Origin of the sequence: Citrobacter portucalensis, from assembly GCF_023374935.1 — a bacterium.
Taxonomy (GTDB): Bacteria; Pseudomonadota; Gammaproteobacteria; order Enterobacterales; family Enterobacteriaceae; genus Citrobacter; species Citrobacter portucalensis.
The window spans coordinates 3,166,941-3,181,999 of the sequence record NZ_CP092466.1 but is presented as its reverse complement, the minus strand read 5'-3'; the positions used below and the strand labels follow the sequence as shown (position 1 = coordinate 3,181,999).

The window sequence follows — 15,059 nt, the reverse complement described above, 5'->3', positions numbered from 1 at the left end:
CAGTTTTATTAGTCGGTGAACGGGATGATGATTTCCCCCGGTTTCACCTCAATTCCCTTCGCCAGTTTTTTCGCCAGAGCTTCACCCTGGCTACTGTCATCCTGCAGAATGTAGGCTGGCTGCTGGTTGAAATAGTTACGCAGCGACTGGTTTAAATAAGGCATCAGCGTTTGCAGTACCGACTGCATTTTTTCTGGTGTCACGGTCGCATCCACGACTTCCATCTCTTGCAGATAAATTGCGCCTTTCTCTTTGTTAAATACCGGTAAGGCTTTTAACTTCAGCTTCATGGTTGCTTTCTGGCTGCCAAACAGGGAATTCATGTCCAGGTTGGCGTCACCGGTCAGGGTCACTTTATTGGGTTCTTCACGGCCAATCTGACTGGCGAGATTATTTAGTACGATGTGTGCTTCAGCAACGCCGGGCAAGCCGATATCTTTAGAAAAGTTATTATGCTTTGCCAGGGCCTGATTAATTTCTTGCTCGCTAACTGTGTATTGCGTGAGTTGATTACAACCAACCAACAGGCCGCTGACAATCAGTGCAGCGGCAAAAAAAAACTTTTTCATGGGGTTCCTCAACATGATGCATGTGGCGTAATCGTGACACAAAGCATCATCGAGTACCAGCGTCCCGGACGCCAGCAGAAAAAACTGAAAAGCGCCCGGAAGCAGGTTCGGCTATCAGGCGTCTGGCTCCAGCATGCCTCTCGTTGGGCGTTTGAGACTGAATTGCCAGCCCAGCGCCAGGAAGGTGATGAGGCCGATAATACCGAGCATCATCCAGGGCAACTCAGGCTGTGCCAGGGCCTTGCCCATGTCAAACAGCCAGCCGCCGCCGATATATCCAATTGCGCCACCGATAGCGAGCCCCAGTCGACTGAAGCCCATATAGCTTCCTCGGGCACGTGCATTCGCCAGTGAGGCGCTAAGGGTTTCACGCGCGGGTTCGGCGATGATCGAGCCAATATAGAACGTACAGATCAGGGTGAACAACTGCTGCAAATTCCCCACCAGACCGATCGGCATCATGCTCAGAGACATCACCAGCAGACCGGCCATCAGACGATGTTCAAGGCGAAAACGTTTTTCACTCCAGCGGGCAATTGGGTAGAGCAGCGTCAATGAGAGGCACGCCTCGATGGCATACATCCATTTCACAGCGGCCGGTGAACCTGCGATGTCGTTCACCATGATTGGCAGCATCAGCATCGCCTGTACCGCCAGCATGTAATAGCCCGCCAGCGTCAGCACATAGGTGACAAAGCGCTTGTCATGCATCACGTGGCTCATCCCTTCGCGCACTGGAATTTTCACCGTCGACAGCTTCCATGCCGGGAGCAGCCAGGCGTTAAACGCCGCGCACAGAACGAACAAAATTGCGCCGGTGGCACAGACGAGACGAAAATCGTATTGCAATAACCAACTGCCAAGCAACGCGCCAACCACGGCCCCGGCGCTATCCTGCATCATCAGAATAGAGAAAAAGCGCCCACGCTTTTCCGGGCGGATCAGTTTAACCACCAGCGCCGAGCGGGGTGGGTCGAATAGTGTACCGCCCAGTCCGGAGAGAAAGCAGGAAAACCACAGCAGCCACGGCTCATGGGCAATGCCCATGGTGGCGAACCCGGCAGCGCGCATCAGCATGCCGGTGACGATCATCGGTTTTGCACCGAAACGGTCCGCAATAGCACCGCCGAAAATACCCAACCCCTGCTGGATAAATTGACGTAATCCTAGTGCAATACCGACCATCACGGCGGCCCAGCCCATTTGGTCGACGAAACGAATTGAGATCAGCGGGAAAACGACGAAGAAACCCAGCACGACCAGCATATTATCGATGAGAAGGAAGTATTTACCCAGGTTCCTTGCCTGCGAGACTTGCGACATTTCCCCTCCAGGGAAAAACTCGTCACTCTGGATAGAGTTTAAAAGATAAGCACCTCCTATTCTGCGGTGTCGTCATCGCTTTTCCCACCCTTCGCGGGACAATATTTTTTTATCAAAAGTCCGTCTTGATAGAGAGTTTTCATCAAAATGTGTGAATAATTCAAAAAATGGCATTTTGCTCTTTTCACAGGGCGTATTCGCACAGGTATAGTAATGCGAATAGCGTATTGATGAAGACGTTACGGGAAGGAGTAGGTATAGAATGTTTGGCTATCGCAGTAACGTGCCAAAAGTGCGCTTAACCACCGACCGCCTGGTCGTGCGTTTAGTGCATGAGCGTGATGCCTGGCGTCTGGCAGATTATTACGCAGAAAATCGTCATTTCTTAAAACCCTGGGAACCTATTCGCGATGAAAGCCACTGCTATCCGTCCGGCTGGCAGGCGCGTCTGAGCATGATCTCTGAGTTTCATAAACAGGGCACCGCCTATTATTTTGCGCTGCTCGATCCGGACGAAAAAGAGATTATCGGCGTTGCGAACTTCTCAAACGTGGTGCGGGGATCCTTCCATGCCTGTTATCTCGGCTACTCCATTGCGCAGAAATGGCAGGGGCAGGGGCTAATGTATGAAGCCTTAACCTCGGCCATTCGTTATATGCAGCGCACGCAGCATATTCACCGCATTATGGCTAACTACATGCCACATAATAAGCGCAGCGGTGACCTGCTGGCGCGACTGGGTTTTGAAAAAGAAGGGTATGCCAAAGACTACCTGCTGATTGACGGGCAGTGGCGCGATCACGTGCTGACGGCGTTGACCACATCAGAATGGACCCCCGGCCGCTAAGTTTCAGATGCAGCCATGATTAATGGAGAAGACGATGAAATACGAATTAACCGCCACCGAAGCACGAGTGATTGGCTGTTTATTAGAAAAACAAGTGACCACGCCGGAACAGTACCCACTCTCCGTTAATGGAGTCGTAACAGCCTGCAATCAAAAAACGAATCGTGAACCGGTGATGAACCTGTCGGAATCGGACGTGCAGGAGCAGTTGGATAACCTGGTTAAGCGACATTTTCTGCGCACGGTGAGCGGTTTTGGCAATCGCGTCACGAAATATGAGCAGCGTTTCTGCAACTCTGAATTTGGCAATCTGAAGCTTAGTGCCGCAGAGGTGGCCATAATCACCACACTGCTGCTGCGGGGCGCTCAGACGCCTGGTGAACTGCGTAGCCGCGCATCCCGTATGTACGAATTCAGCGATATGGCCGAAGTGGATTCGACGCTGGAAAATCTGGCGAACCGGGAAGATGGGCCTTATGTGATCCGCCTGGCGCGTGAGCCGGGCAAACGTGAAAGTCGCTATATGCACCTGTTTTGTGGTGAGGTTGATGAAGCCATTACCGCGGCAGATGAACTCCCTGTAGCCTCCGGCGATCTGCAGGCGCGCGTGGAAGCGCTGGAAACGGAAGTCGCAGAGCTTAAGCAGCGACTTGATTCCTTGCTGGCGCACCTGGGAGACTAACGTGAATAAATTACGTATCGGCGTAGTCGGCCTTGGTGGTATTGCACAAAAGGCCTGGCTACCCGTGCTAGGCACCTCCGCGGACTGGACGCTACAAGGCGCATTTTCACCTTCACGCGATAAAGCACAGCGTATCTGTGACACCTGGCGAATACCCTACGTGGATTCATTGAAGAATCTGGCGCAAACCTGCGACGCGGTTTTCGTCCATTCCAGTACCGCGACGCACTATGCGGTAGTTAGTGAATTGCTGAATGCCGGAGTTCACGTGTGTGTGGATAAACCGCTGGCGGAAAACCTGCACGAGGCTGAGCAACTGGTCGAGCTGGCCGCGCGGAAAAAACTCACGCTGATGGTCGGGTTTAACCGTCGATTTGCACCGCTGTACCAGGATCTCAAAACCCAGTTGAGCACCGCAGCGTCTGTACGTATGGATAAGCACCGTACGGATAGCGTTGGGCCGCACGATCTGCGCTTCACTCTGCTGGACGACTATCTGCACGTGGTCGATACCGCTTTGTGGCTGGCGGGAGGGCAGGCGCAGTTAAAAAACGGCACGCTGCTGACCAATGAATCTGGTGCGATGCTCTACGCCGAGCATCATTTTTCTGTCGGTCAAATGCAGATAACGACCAGTATGCATCGCCGTGCCGGTAGCCAGCGCGAGAGCGTGCAGGCGGTGACGGACGGCGGCCTGATTGACGTAACTGATATGCGGGAATGGCGGGAAGAGCGTGGGCAAGGTGTTGTTCATAAGCCGATAGCGGGCTGGCAAACGACCTTAGAACAGCGTGGTTTTGCCGGATGTGCCCGTCATTTCATTGAGTGCGTGCAAAATCAGACGGTTCCCCAGACGGCAGGCGAGCAGGCGCTACTGGCCCAGCGTGTTGTTGAAAAGCTGTGGCGGGAGGCGATGGCTGAATAACCCCCTGTAACATCTGGCGGTAGTAATTCATTGTAATCCAGGTACTATATGCCCACTCAAAATAACACCTCTTTTCAACCATAGGCTGGTTTGTCGGCCTGATAAGGTGCCAGGGGGTCGCCATCAGGCACAGCAAAAGTGTCGGATGGCGGCGAGAATGCCTTATCCGACCTACGGGCAGGTTTGTCGGGGTTTTGCCTCAGAGTCTGGAATACAACATAGATGAATTTATTAAAGTCGCTGGCAGCCGTCAGCTCGATGACGATGTTTTCACGTGTGCTGGGTTTTGCGCGTGATGCGATTGTCGCCAGAATCTTTGGTGCAGGGATGGCGACAGATGCCTTTTTTGTGGCATTCAAACTTCCTAACCTGTTGCGCCGAATTTTTGCCGAAGGCGCATTTTCGCAGGCATTTGTGCCGATTCTTGCTGAGTACAAAAGCAAGCAGGGGGAAGATGCTACCCGCGTGTTTGTTGCCTACGTTTCCGGACTGTTGACGCTGGCGCTGGCCGTGGTGACAGTAGCCGGGATGTTGGCTGCGCCATGGGTGATATTAGTCACCGCGCCGGGATTTGCCGACACAGCGGATAAATTTGCGCTGACCACTCAACTGCTGCGGATCACTTTTCCCTATATTCTACTGATTTCATTGGCCTCACTGGTTGGTGCGATCCTTAATACCTGGAACCGCTTTTCCATTCCTGCGTTTGCCCCGACCTTTCTGAATATCAGCATGATCGGCTTCGCGCTATTTGCGGCGCCCTATTTTAACCCGCCGGTGCTGGCTCTGGCGTGGGCCGTTACGGTTGGCGGCGTGCTACAGCTGATTTATCAGCTTCCGCACTTGAAGAAAATTGGCATGCTGGTACTGCCGCGCGTGAACTTCCGTGATGCAGGGGCGATGCGTGTCGTCAAGCAAATGGGGCCAGCGATCCTTGGGGTATCTGTCAGCCAGATTTCACTGATCATCAATACGATTTTCGCCTCGTTTCTGGCCTCTGGCTCAGTTTCATGGATGTATTATGCCGACCGTCTGATGGAGTTTCCGTCCGGTGTTCTGGGCGTGGCGCTGGGGACTATCCTGCTGCCATCGCTGTCCAAAAGCTTTTCCAGCGGTAATCATGATGAATATTGTCGTCTGATGGACTGGGGCCTGCGCTTGTGTTTCCTGTTGGCATTACCGAGTGCCGTAGCGTTGGGTATTCTGGCCAAACCGCTGACGGTATCTCTGTTCCAGTACGGTAAATTTACCGCCTTTGATGCCGCGATGACCCAGCGTGCGCTGGTGGCGTACTCGGTAGGTTTGATTGGCTTGATCGTGGTGAAAGTGTTGGCTCCGGGCTTTTACTCGCGCCAGGATATTAAAACGCCAGTGAAGATTGCCATTGTGACGCTGATTATGACCCAGGTGATGAACCTTGCGTTTATCGGGCCGTTAAAGCATGCCGGATTGTCGCTGTCGATTGGTCTGGCGGCATGTCTGAACGCTTCACTGCTTTACTGGCAACTGCGGAAACAGAAAATCTTTACCCCACAACCGGGCTGGAGCTGGTTCCTGGCGCGTCTGGTGATTTCCGTGCTGGTGATGTCTGCGGTGCTGGTTGGGATGCTCTACATCATGCCGGATTGGTCGCAGGGAACGATGTTGTGGCGTCTGCTGCGTCTGATGGCGGTCGTGGTGGCAGGCATTGCCGCTTACTTCGCAGCACTCGCCGTACTGGGCTTTAAAGTAAAAGAGTTTGTGCGCCGGACGGCGTAATGGATCAATGCCGGATGGCGGCATAACGCCGTATCAGGCCTACAAAAGGCGTAGGCCTGATAAGCAAAATGTTATCAGGCTGACATCAAATAGAGAATTTTTTCCCGCTGCGGTGCGCAGCAGAGGTTTGACCGTTTGCGCCATACAACGCCGGTTCCTGGTGCGGTTTCAGCACTTGTATTGCTTGTTGATTACGCTCGATCTGCCCTTCCAGCAGCCAACCGTTGTGCTGGTTGAGGTCGCGTAAATGCTGTGTTTTCTTGGTGATAGTTTGCCAGCGTTCAGCAATCTCATCATTTGCGCTGCGCGTGGCGTCATGCTCCAGGCGGCGCTGCTGCTCAAGATAATCAAGGGTTGCCAGCAAGGAGCTTTTTTCTTCTGTAATACGCTGTAGCTGGCTGCCGTTGATATGCCCTGCGGAAAGCTGCTGCTGTTCAGCATCCATTACCGTTTTCAGGTCATTGAGGACGGTCGTCATCTGGTCAAGTATTTCTGACAAACGAGTCATACTTTATTTACTCTGTAGGTAGCTCTGCGCCTCGCGAATCAGCGAGTCGGCAATTTTTCCGGTATCCATTTTCAATTCACCGTTACGGATTGCGGTTTTCAGTGCTTCCACGCGTTCCATATTGATGTCATTGCTGCCGGGCTGCATCAGTTTGGCCTGGGCGTCGCTCAGCATGACGCTGGTGCTGGTGGTCGCGGTGGTTTTTTCCTTCAGCGCTTTTTGTACCGGCGCATCGCTGGTTTCACGCGGCTGAACGGTGCTTACTGGCTTCAATGGTGAGGTACGATCAATGCTCATTTTATTTTTCCTCATCGAGGGGTTACGCTATAGCGGCCCGCTGTAATCATTGGTTGTTTATCTATCGGCACACGCTAAAAAATCTTTAACCTATTATAGGTTAATAAGAATATTCCCATCAGAATCGACGACGCCGCTCACCACCTGGCCTGAAATCATCCGCACTCGCGCGTTCTGTGCGACTGCGGCGTTGTTCAGTGCTTTACCTTCGGCATTGACCCGAAAACCATCTCCGTTGGCAATAACCAGTACGCGCTGACCGGCCTTGATCCGCCATGCCTGGCGCAACATCGAAAGCTGTATCGGTTGGCCCGGCACCAGATCGCGCAGGCTCACTGCATCCTGCACCTGACTTATATCCAGCACCGCGCGCGGCGGTAGTTGGTCCAGTCGACCACGTTTCAGCGTTACGCTGGCCGGAGTCAGTGCGCTACCTCGCGCTACAGGCGCGGCGGCTACTACGTAGTTTCCCGTCGCCTGCACGTTCACCTGCAGATAACGTTTCTCGTTGGCACATCGGGCCAGCACATTCACATTCCCCCACAGTTTCGCGCTACCTGACACGCTTAATGCTGGTTGTTCGCAGTTGGGCAATAAGTTTGGTGACGTTCGTATAGTGACCACCACCTCATCGCTAAATCCGGCCAGGCGCTGGGAAAACCATGCCGTTAGCTGCGAATTCAGGTCTTGCGCCAGCGTCATAGGGCTGAACAGCAGTGCTGCCACGACTATTCCACGTTTAAACGTTTGCATCAAAACCTCGCGCTTTTTCAGGTAGTGGCAGGATTTTACCTGTGTGACGCAGTCATCAACGCAACAAATAGCGACGCATTTTGCGTTTATTCCGGCGATAACGCGCGCGTAATGGGATTTAAGCTGTCGGCTGAATTTTGTCATTTGCGGAGGAGATATGCTCGATAAGCTCGACGCCGCCTTACGTTTTCAACAGGAAGCGCTGAATTTGCGCGCCCAACGCCAGGAAATATTGGCGGCCAACATTGCCAATGCCGACACGCCGGGGTACCAGGCGCGCGATCTGGATTTCGCCAGTGAATTAAAAAAAGTCATGGTGCGAGGACGGGAAGAAACCGGCGGCGTTTCGTTGACGCTGACCTCTGCACAACACATCCCAGCCCAGACCGTTTCTGCGCCGTCTACGGAGCTGCTCTACCGTATTCCTGACCAGCCGTCTCTTGATGGCAACACGGTAGATATGGACCGGGAGCGCACGCAATTTGCAGACAACAGCCTCAAATATCAAATGGGGCTGACGGCGCTGGGTGGACAAATCAAAGGCATGATGAACGTGCTGCAAGGAGGGAACTAATTCGTGGCGCTGTTAAATATTTTTGATATCGCAGGTTCTGCGCTGACGGCTCAGTCTAAACGCCTGAACGTCGCGGCCAGCAACATGGCGAATGCGGATAGCGTCAGCGGACCCGACGGTCAGCCGTATCGCGCGAAGCAGGTTGTTTTTCAGGTAGATGCTGCGCCAGGTGCGGCAACCGGTGGCGTAAAAGTTGCTGACGTCATTGAAAGTCAGGCGCCGGATAAGCTGGTTTATGAACCCGGTAATCCGCTGGCCGATGCGAACGGCTACGTAAAAATGCCGAATGTGGACGTTGTTGGCGAGATGGTCAACACCATGTCTGCCTCACGTAGCTACCAGGCAAACGTCGAAGTGCTCAACACCGTGAAAAGCTTGATGCTTAAAACGCTGACGCTAGGCCAGTAAAGGAGGCGCACATGTCTATTGCTGTAAAAATGAATGACCCGAGCACAACGGGGGTTAATGCTGCCACGGGGAACAGCTCCCTGACGGGCAGCAACGCCGCTGACCTGCAAAGCAGCTTTCTTACGCTGCTGGTTGCACAACTGAAAAACCAGGACCCTACCAACCCGTTGCAAAACAACGAACTGACTACCCAGTTGGCGCAAATCAGTACCGTGAGCGGGATTGAGAAACTGAACACTACGCTGGGATCGATCTCTGGGCAGATCGACAACAGTCAGTCGCTGCAGGCCAGTACGCTGATTGGCCACGGTGTCATGATCCCGGGTACGACCATTCTGACCGGTAAAGGGACAGAAGAAGGTGCCAAAACCACGACAACACCATTTGGCGTTGAGCTGCAGCAACCGGCAGATAAGGTTACCGCAACCATTACCGATAAAGACGGCAAAGTGGTACGCACCATTGACATTGGTGGATTGAAAGCGGGCGTTCATACCTTTACCTGGGACGGCACCATGACCGATGGCACGGATGCACCAAGCGGTTCTTACAACGTGTCAATTGCTGCCAGTAATGGCGGAACGCAACTGGTGGCGCAGCCGCTTCAGTTTGCGCTGGTGCAGGGCGTTATTCGCAGTAACGGCGGTAATACGCTGGATCTGGGCACCTATGGAACCACCACCCTCGACGAAGTACGGCAGATAATTTAAGCCTTCACACTTATCAGGAGTAAGTCATGGCCTTTTCTCAAGCGGTCAGCGGTCTGAACGCTGCAGCGACCAACCTCGATGTCATTGGTAACAACATCGCCAACTCCGCTACCTACGGTTTTAAATCGGGCACGGCATCTTTTGCCGATATGTTTGCCGGTTCCAAAGTCGGTTTGGGCGTTAAAGTTGCGGGTATTACTCAGGACTTTACCGACGGTACTACCACCAACACCGGACGTGGGCTGGATGTTGCTATCAGCCAGAACGGTTTTTTCCGTATGGTAGACAGCAACGGTTCCGTTTTCTACAGCCGTAACGGTCAGTTCAAGCTCGATGAAAACCGCAATATCGTTAACATGCAGGGGCTGCAGCTGACGGGCTATCCGGCTACCGGTACACCACCGACGGTTCAGCAGGGGGCGAACCCGGCACCGATCACTATCCCGAATACGCTGATGGCGGCTAAATCCACCACCACTGCGTCAATGCAGGTCAACCTGAACTCCACTGACAAGGTTCCTACCAAGACCCCGTTTAACCCAAGCGATGCCGATTCCTACAACAAAAAAGGCAGCGTTACCGTTTTCGATAGCCAGGGTAATGCCCATGACATGAACATTTTTTATGTCAAAAACGCGCAGAGCAACACCTGGGAAGTCTTCACTCAAGATGCTTCTACTGGGGATGCTGAGAAATCAGCCGGGTTTATGCGTTTTGATAATAATGGTTTGTTTTTAGGTATTAGCGCCACGGCAGCCGAAGTACCACCGACGGCTCCAGCCGTCTGGCCAAAGGATATCAAAATTACAACCGGTCCGATCAATGGCGCAGTTCCGGCGAACTTCTCCCTGAGCTTCCTGAACTCCATGCAGCAGAACACCGGTGCCAACAACATCGTTGCCACGAATCAGAACGGCTACAAGCCGGGCGATCTGGTGAGCTACCAGATTAACAATGACGGTACGGTGGTTGGTAACTACTCCAATGAACAGCAACAGGTTCTGGGGCAGATCGTGCTGGCAAACTTTGCCAACAACGAAGGTCTGGCGTCTCAGGGCGATAACGTTTGGGCGGCGACTCAGTCTTCCGGCGTGGCGCTGCTGGGTACCGCAGGCGAAGGCAACTTCGGCAAGCTGACCAACGGTGCGCTGGAAGCGTCAAACGTGGATTTGAGTAAAGAACTGGTGAATATGATTGTCGCCCAGCGTAACTATCAGTCGAACGCGCAGACCATCAAAACCCAGGATCAGATCCTCAACACGCTGGTCAACCTGCGCTAAGCGCCTGACGGGATGGCTTAATGGATCACGCAATTTATACCGCCATGGGCGCGGCCAGTCAGACGCTGAATCAACAGGCGGTGACGGCCAGCAACCTGGCAAACGCCTCCACGCCAGGATTTCGTGCGCAGCTCAATGCACTGCGCGCGGTTCCTGTAGAAGGATTGTCTTTACCGACGCGTACGCTGGTGGTGGCCTCCACGCCGGGGGCTGATATGACGCCCGGTCAGATGGACTATACCTCCCGCCCGCTGGATGTGGCGCTGCAACAGGATGGTTGGTTGGCTGTGCAGACCGCAGACGGTAGCGAAGGATATACACGTAACGGCGCTATTCAGGTAAGCCCTACGGGTGAACTGACTATTCAGGGACACCCGGTAATTGGCGAAGCCGGACCGATAGCCGTACCAGAAGGCTCGGAAGTCACCATTGCGGCGGACGGGACAATTTCTGCACTTAACCCAGGCGATCCGGCTAATACGGTCGCGCCAGTGGGACGGTTGAAGTTGGTGAAGGCTACAGGGCTTGAAGTGCAACGTGGCGATGACGGTATGTTCCGTCTGACCCAGGCCGCGCAGGCTACCCGCGGTGCAACGTTACAGGCCGACCCCAGCATCCGTGTGATGTCGGGCGTGCTGGAAGGCAGTAACGTTAAACCGGTTGCTGCGATGAGCGACATGATCGCCAACGCCCGCCGCTTTGAAATGCAGATGAAAATTATCAGTAGCGTGGATGATAACGCGGGCCGCGCCAACCAACTGCTGTCGATGAGTTAATACAGGACATTTTATGATCAGTTCATTATGGATCGCCAAAACCGGCCTGGATGCACAGCAAACCAACATGGATGTGATTGCCAACAACCTGGCAAACGTCAGCACCAACGGATTTAAACGCCAACGTGCCGTGTTTGAGGATCTGTTGTACCAGACGATTCGTCAGCCTGGCGCACAGTCTTCTGAGCAGACCACACTGCCGTCTGGTTTGCAGATTGGTACCGGTGTACGTCCGGTTGCGACCGAGCGTTTACACAGTCAGGGTAACCTGTCGCAGACTAACAACAGTAAAGATGTGGCGATTAAAGGCCAGGGCTTTTTCCAGGTCATGTTGCCCGATGGTACGTCCGCTTATACCCGCGACGGTTCTTTCCAGGTGGATCAGAACGGTCAGTTGGTGACGGCGGGTGGTTTTCAGGTTCAGCCTGCCATCACCATTCCGGCTAACTCGCTCAGTATCACCATTGGACGCGACGGTATTGTCAGCGTGACCCAACAGGGGCAGGCGGCGCCTGTTCAGGTAGGGCAGCTTAACCTGACAACCTTCATGAACGATACCGGTCTGGAAAGCATTGGTGAGAATCTGTACACCGAAACGCAGTCATCCGGTGCGCCGAATGAGAGCACGCCAGGGCTGAACGGCGCGGGTCTGCTGTATCAGGGCTATGTTGAAACCTCTAACGTCAATGTGGCGGAAGAGCTGGTAAACATGATCCAGGTTCAGCGCGCTTACGAAATCAACAGTAAAGCGGTATCGACCACTGATCAGATGCTGCAAAAACTGACGCAACTCTAAAGTGGAGTCCGGTGGGGTGAAAACCTCACCGGCACACTGATTTTGAAGATGACCGCAATGCGAAAATACGCGCTTCACCCATACCCAATTTTAGCCCTGCTGGTGGTTTCACTAACAGGATGTGCCTGGATCCCGGCCACGCCGCTCGTGCAGGGCGCAACGTCTGCTCAGCCGGTTCCAGGCCCGACGCCGGTGGCGAATGGCTCAATCTTCCAGTCGGCGCAGCCGATTAACTACGGTTATCAGCCGCTCTTCGAAGACCGCCGTCCGCGCAATATTGGCGATACGCTGACCATCGTATTGCAGGAAAACGTCAGCGCGAGCAAAAGCTCCTCGGCAAACGCCAGCCGCGACGGCAAGACCAACTTTGGTTTTGATACCGTACCGCGCTACCTGCAAGGGCTGTTTGGTAACGAACGTGCCGACGTAGAAGCCTCCGGCGGCAACACCTTTAACGGTAAAGGCGGTGCGAACGCCAGCAATACCTTCAGCGGTACGTTGACCGTGACGGTCGATCAGGTACTGGTGAATGGCAATTTACATGTCGTGGGTGAAAAACAGATCGCCATTAATCAGGGCACTGAGTTCATTCGCTTCTCCGGGGTCGTTAACCCGCGCACCATCAGTGGCAGCAACTCCGTACCGTCAACCCAGGTTGCGGACGCGCGTATTGAGTACGTCGGTAACGGCTACATCAATGAAGCGCAGAATATGGGCTGGTTGCAGCGTTTCTTCCTTAACTTGTCGCCGATGTAAGCGAGGTACCCAGTGTTTAAATCTTTTGTTGGAATGGTACTGGTGCTGATAACCACCTTTGCGCATGCTGACCGTATTCGTGACCTGACCAGCGTTCAGGGGGTGCGGGAAAACTCGTTGATAGGTTATGGGCTGGTAGTCGGTCTGGATGGTACGGGTGACCAGACCACCCAGACGCCGTTTACGACGCAAACGCTCAATAACATGCTTTCGCAGTTGGGGATAACCGTGCCAACTGGTACCAATATGCAGCTGAAAAATGTGGCGGCGGTGATGGTTACCGCGTCGTTTCCTGCATTCGGTCGTCAGGGACAAACCATCGACGTAGTGGTCTCCTCTATGGGGAATGCCAAAAGCCTGCGCGGCGGTACGCTGCTGATGACCCCATTAAAAGGGGTCGATAGTCAGGTATATGCGCTGGCTCAGGGGAATATTTTGGTGGGCGGTGCGGGCGCGGCTGCAGGTGGCAGTAGCGTGCAGGTTAACCAGCTCAATGGTGGACGCATTACCAACGGCGCGATTATCGAACGTGAATTACCCAGCCAGTTCGGCGGTGGTAACACCATTAATCTGCAGCTCAATAATGAAGATTTCACGATGGCGCAGCAGATTACCGACACCATCAACCGCTCGCGTGGCTTTGGTAGCGCAACAGCGTTGGATGCCCGAACCATTCAGGTGCGCGTGCCAAGCGGCAACAGCTCGCAGGTGCGTTTCCTCGCTGATATCCAGAATATTGAGGTGAACGTCACGCCGCAGGATGCGAAAGTGATTATCAACTCGCGCACCGGATCTGTCGTCATGAACCGTGAAGTGACGCTGGATAGCTGTGCCGTGGCACAAGGCAACTTGTCGATCACGGTGAACCGCCAGGCGAACGTCAGCCAACCGGACACACCGTTTGGTGGTGGACAAACCGTGGTGACGCCACAAACCCAGATTGACCTGCGCCAGAGCGGTGGTTCACTGCAAAGCGTGCGTTCCAGCGCCAACCTGAACAATGTGGTGCGTGCGCTGAATGCGCTGGGGGCAACGCCGATGGATCTGATGTCCATTCTGCAATCGATGCAGAGCGCGGGTTGCTTACGCGCCAAACTGGAAATCATCTAATGATTGGTGACAGCAAACTGCTGACCAGCGCTGCCTGGGATGCGCAATCACTGAACGAACTGAAAGCGAAAGCGGGTCAGGATCCGGCGGCGAATATCCGTCCGGTCGCCCGTCAGGTTGAAGGGATGTTCGTGCAGATGATGCTGAAAAGCATGCGTGAAGCGCTGCCGAAAGATGGCGTGTTTAGCAGCGATTCAACGCGCTTGTATACCAGTATGTATGATCAACAAATTGCGCAGCAAATGACCGCAGGCAAAGGACTGGGGCTGGCTGAAATGATGGTCAAGCAGATGACTGAAGGGCAAGCGCAACCTGCGGATGACGCGCCGCAGGTGCCGATGAAGTTTTCACTGGAAACGGTGACCAGCTATCAAAATCAGGCATTGACGCAACTGGTCCGCAAAGCCATCCCCCGGGCGACGGAAAGCAATGATGAGCCGCTGTCAGGTGACAGTAAAGACTTCCTCGCCCAGCTATCGCTGCCGGCTAAGCTGGCCAGCCAGCAAAGCGGCGTCCCGCATCATCTGATTCTGGCACAGGCGGCGCTGGAATCCGGATGGGGGCAGCGACAAATTCGCCGTGAGAACGGTGAACCGAGCTTTAACATTTTTGGTGTGAAGGCTTCGGGAAGCTGGAAAGGTCCAACCACTGAAATCACCACGACTGAATATGAGAACGGTGAGGCGAAAAAGGTGAAAGCCAGATTCCGCGTCTATAGCTCTTACCTTGAGGCGTTGTCGGATTATGTCGGTCTGATATCGCGTAACCCGCGCTATGCGGCAGTGACCGCTGCCGCGACAGCCGAGCAAGGGGCGCAGGCATTGCAAAATGCGGGTTACGCCACGGACCCTAACTATGCGCGAAAATTAACCAGCATGATCCAGCAGTTGAAATCGATGAGTGAAAAAGTGAGCAAAACCTACAGCACGAACATCGATAATCTCTTTTAAATAGCTCAAGTCTACCGACCTGCTGCCGATAATAACG

At 53.9% G+C, this 15,059-nt stretch carries 18 protein-coding genes; 13 read left to right on the top strand and 5 right to left on the bottom strand.

Annotated features, from left to right (window positions below; all coding sequences use genetic code 11):
• Positions 1 to 8: 8 nt before the first annotated feature.
• Complete coding sequence (locus LY264_RS15580; protein ID WP_020996498.1) at positions 9 to 569, bottom strand: lipoprotein; 561 nt, start codon at positions 567 to 569, stop codon at positions 9 to 11.
• 114 nt (positions 570 to 683) lie between these two features.
• A complete protein-coding gene (gene mdtH, locus LY264_RS15575; RefSeq protein ID WP_071692202.1) occupies positions 684 to 1,892 on the bottom strand; it encodes a multidrug efflux MFS transporter MdtH in 1,209 nt (402 codons plus the stop codon).
• Between the two features lie 262 nt (positions 1,893 to 2,154).
• Here mdtH and rimJ point away from each other — a divergent pair, with 262 nt between their 5' ends.
• The 4 genes from rimJ (at position 2,155) to murJ (ending at position 6,104) form a co-directional block, all read left to right on the top strand.
• Positions 2,155 to 2,739, top strand: a complete 585-nt coding sequence (gene rimJ, locus LY264_RS15570; protein ID WP_003832145.1) for a ribosomal protein S5-alanine N-acetyltransferase — start codon at positions 2,155 to 2,157, stop codon at positions 2,737 to 2,739.
• 34 nt (positions 2,740 to 2,773) lie between these two features.
• Complete coding sequence (locus tag LY264_RS15565) at positions 2,774 to 3,421, top strand: YceH family protein (protein ID WP_048226971.1); 648 nt, start codon at positions 2,774 to 2,776, stop codon at positions 3,419 to 3,421.
• 1 nt (position 3,422) lies between these two features.
• The gene (locus tag LY264_RS15560; RefSeq protein WP_048226969.1) at positions 3,423 to 4,346 is read left to right on the top strand and encodes a Gfo/Idh/MocA family protein; all 924 of its coding nucleotides are present in this window, start codon (positions 3,423 to 3,425) and stop codon (positions 4,344 to 4,346) included.
• Positions 4,347 to 4,568: 222 nt separating this feature from the next.
• A complete protein-coding gene (gene murJ, locus LY264_RS15555; RefSeq protein ID WP_003832150.1) occupies positions 4,569 to 6,104 on the top strand; it encodes a murein biosynthesis integral membrane protein MurJ in 1,536 nt (511 codons plus the stop codon).
• 85 nt (positions 6,105 to 6,189) lie between these two features.
• Here murJ and flgN read toward each other — a convergent pair whose 3' ends face one another.
• The 3 genes from flgN to flgA all read right to left on the bottom strand — a co-directional run bounded on the left by flgN (position 6,190) and on the right by flgA (position 7,662).
• On the bottom strand, positions 6,190 to 6,612 hold the full coding sequence (gene flgN / locus LY264_RS15550) for a flagella biosynthesis chaperone FlgN (protein WP_048214470.1): 423 nt from the start codon (positions 6,610 to 6,612) through the stop codon (positions 6,190 to 6,192).
• Positions 6,613 to 6,615: 3 nt separating this feature from the next.
• The gene (gene flgM / locus LY264_RS15545; protein ID WP_048214469.1) at positions 6,616 to 6,909 is read right to left on the bottom strand and encodes a flagellar biosynthesis anti-sigma factor FlgM; all 294 of its coding nucleotides are present in this window, start codon (positions 6,907 to 6,909) and stop codon (positions 6,616 to 6,618) included.
• A 93-nt stretch (positions 6,910 to 7,002) separates the two neighbouring features.
• The gene (gene flgA / locus LY264_RS15540) at positions 7,003 to 7,662 is read right to left on the bottom strand and encodes a flagellar basal body P-ring formation chaperone FlgA (RefSeq protein WP_048227050.1); all 660 of its coding nucleotides are present in this window, start codon (positions 7,660 to 7,662) and stop codon (positions 7,003 to 7,005) included.
• Between the two features lie 157 nt (positions 7,663 to 7,819).
• Here flgA and flgB point away from each other — a divergent pair, with 157 nt between their 5' ends.
• From flgB to flgJ, 9 genes are read left to right on the top strand one after another with little or no spacing between them, the layout of a single operon-like run.
• Entirely contained in the window at positions 7,820 to 8,236 is a 417-nt protein-coding gene (gene flgB, locus LY264_RS15535; protein WP_003036189.1) for a flagellar basal body rod protein FlgB, read from the top strand.
• A 3-nt stretch (positions 8,237 to 8,239) separates the two neighbouring features.
• Positions 8,240 to 8,644, top strand: a complete 405-nt coding sequence (gene flgC, locus LY264_RS15530; RefSeq protein WP_003036191.1) for a flagellar basal body rod protein FlgC — start codon at positions 8,240 to 8,242, stop codon at positions 8,642 to 8,644.
• Between the two features lie 11 nt (positions 8,645 to 8,655).
• Positions 8,656 to 9,354: a flagellar hook assembly protein FlgD gene (gene flgD, locus LY264_RS15525; protein WP_003832158.1), complete on the top strand. Its 699-nt coding sequence runs from the start codon at positions 8,656 to 8,658 to the stop codon at positions 9,352 to 9,354.
• A 26-nt stretch (positions 9,355 to 9,380) separates the two neighbouring features.
• Positions 9,381 to 10,634, top strand: a complete 1,254-nt coding sequence (gene flgE, locus LY264_RS15520; protein WP_048214467.1) for a flagellar hook protein FlgE — start codon at positions 9,381 to 9,383, stop codon at positions 10,632 to 10,634.
• Between the two features lie 20 nt (positions 10,635 to 10,654).
• Positions 10,655 to 11,410, top strand: a complete 756-nt coding sequence (locus LY264_RS15515) for a flagellar basal body rod protein FlgF (RefSeq protein ID WP_003832161.1) — start codon at positions 10,655 to 10,657, stop codon at positions 11,408 to 11,410.
• A 13-nt stretch (positions 11,411 to 11,423) separates the two neighbouring features.
• Positions 11,424 to 12,206 (top strand): flagellar basal-body rod protein FlgG, encoded by a 783-nt coding sequence (gene flgG, locus LY264_RS15510; RefSeq protein WP_003036202.1) that lies wholly within the window; start codon positions 11,424 to 11,426, stop codon positions 12,204 to 12,206.
• A 57-nt stretch (positions 12,207 to 12,263) separates the two neighbouring features.
• Positions 12,264 to 12,962, top strand: a complete 699-nt coding sequence (flgH, locus tag LY264_RS15505; RefSeq protein ID WP_016152630.1) for a flagellar basal body L-ring protein FlgH — start codon at positions 12,264 to 12,266, stop codon at positions 12,960 to 12,962.
• A 33-nt stretch (positions 12,963 to 12,995) separates the two neighbouring features.
• Complete coding sequence (locus LY264_RS15500) at positions 12,996 to 14,072, top strand: flagellar basal body P-ring protein FlgI (RefSeq protein WP_032934416.1); 1,077 nt, start codon at positions 12,996 to 12,998, stop codon at positions 14,070 to 14,072.
• Positions 14,072 to 15,022 carry a flagellar assembly peptidoglycan hydrolase FlgJ gene (gene flgJ, locus LY264_RS15495; RefSeq protein WP_016152632.1) on the top strand — a complete coding sequence of 317 codons (951 nt, stop codon included), beginning with the start codon at positions 14,072 to 14,074 and terminating at the stop codon, positions 15,020 to 15,022. The genes LY264_RS15500 and flgJ overlap by 1 nt, the downstream gene beginning before the upstream one ends.
• Positions 15,023 to 15,059: the final 37 nt, after the last annotated feature.

Bases quoted from the DNA above. Each gene is read 5' to 3' on its own strand.
- LY264_RS15580 (WP_020996498.1), bottom strand. From the start codon at position 569: ATGAAAAAGTTTTTTTTTGCCGCTGCACTGATTGTCAGCGGCCTGTTG.
- mdtH (WP_071692202.1), bottom strand. From the start codon at position 1,892: ATGTCGCAAGTCTCGCAGGCAAGGAACCTGGGTAAATACTTCCTTCTC.
- rimJ (WP_003832145.1), top strand. From the start codon at position 2,155: ATGTTTGGCTATCGCAGTAACGTGCCAAAAGTGCGCTTAACCACCGAC.
- LY264_RS15565 (WP_048226971.1), top strand. From the start codon at position 2,774: ATGAAATACGAATTAACCGCCACCGAAGCACGAGTGATTGGCTGTTTA.
- murJ (WP_003832150.1), top strand. From the start codon at position 4,569: ATGAATTTATTAAAGTCGCTGGCAGCCGTCAGCTCGATGACGATGTTT.
- flgN (WP_048214470.1), bottom strand. From the start codon at position 6,612: ATGACTCGTTTGTCAGAAATACTTGACCAGATGACGACCGTCCTCAAT.
- flgM (WP_048214469.1), bottom strand. From the start codon at position 6,909: ATGAGCATTGATCGTACCTCACCATTGAAGCCAGTAAGCACCGTTCAG.
- flgA (WP_048227050.1), bottom strand. From the start codon at position 7,662: ATGCAAACGTTTAAACGTGGAATAGTCGTGGCAGCACTGCTGTTCAGC.
- flgB (WP_003036189.1), top strand. From the start codon at position 7,820: ATGCTCGATAAGCTCGACGCCGCCTTACGTTTTCAACAGGAAGCGCTG.
- flgD (WP_003832158.1), top strand. From the start codon at position 8,656: ATGTCTATTGCTGTAAAAATGAATGACCCGAGCACAACGGGGGTTAAT.
- flgE (WP_048214467.1), top strand. From the start codon at position 9,381: ATGGCCTTTTCTCAAGCGGTCAGCGGTCTGAACGCTGCAGCGACCAAC.
- LY264_RS15515 (WP_003832161.1), top strand. From the start codon at position 10,655: ATGGATCACGCAATTTATACCGCCATGGGCGCGGCCAGTCAGACGCTG.
- flgG (WP_003036202.1), top strand. From the start codon at position 11,424: ATGATCAGTTCATTATGGATCGCCAAAACCGGCCTGGATGCACAGCAA.
- flgH (WP_016152630.1), top strand. From the start codon at position 12,264: ATGCGAAAATACGCGCTTCACCCATACCCAATTTTAGCCCTGCTGGTG.
- LY264_RS15500 (WP_032934416.1), top strand. From the start codon at position 12,996: ATGGTACTGGTGCTGATAACCACCTTTGCGCATGCTGACCGTATTCGT.
- flgJ (WP_016152632.1), top strand. From the start codon at position 14,072: ATGATTGGTGACAGCAAACTGCTGACCAGCGCTGCCTGGGATGCGCAA.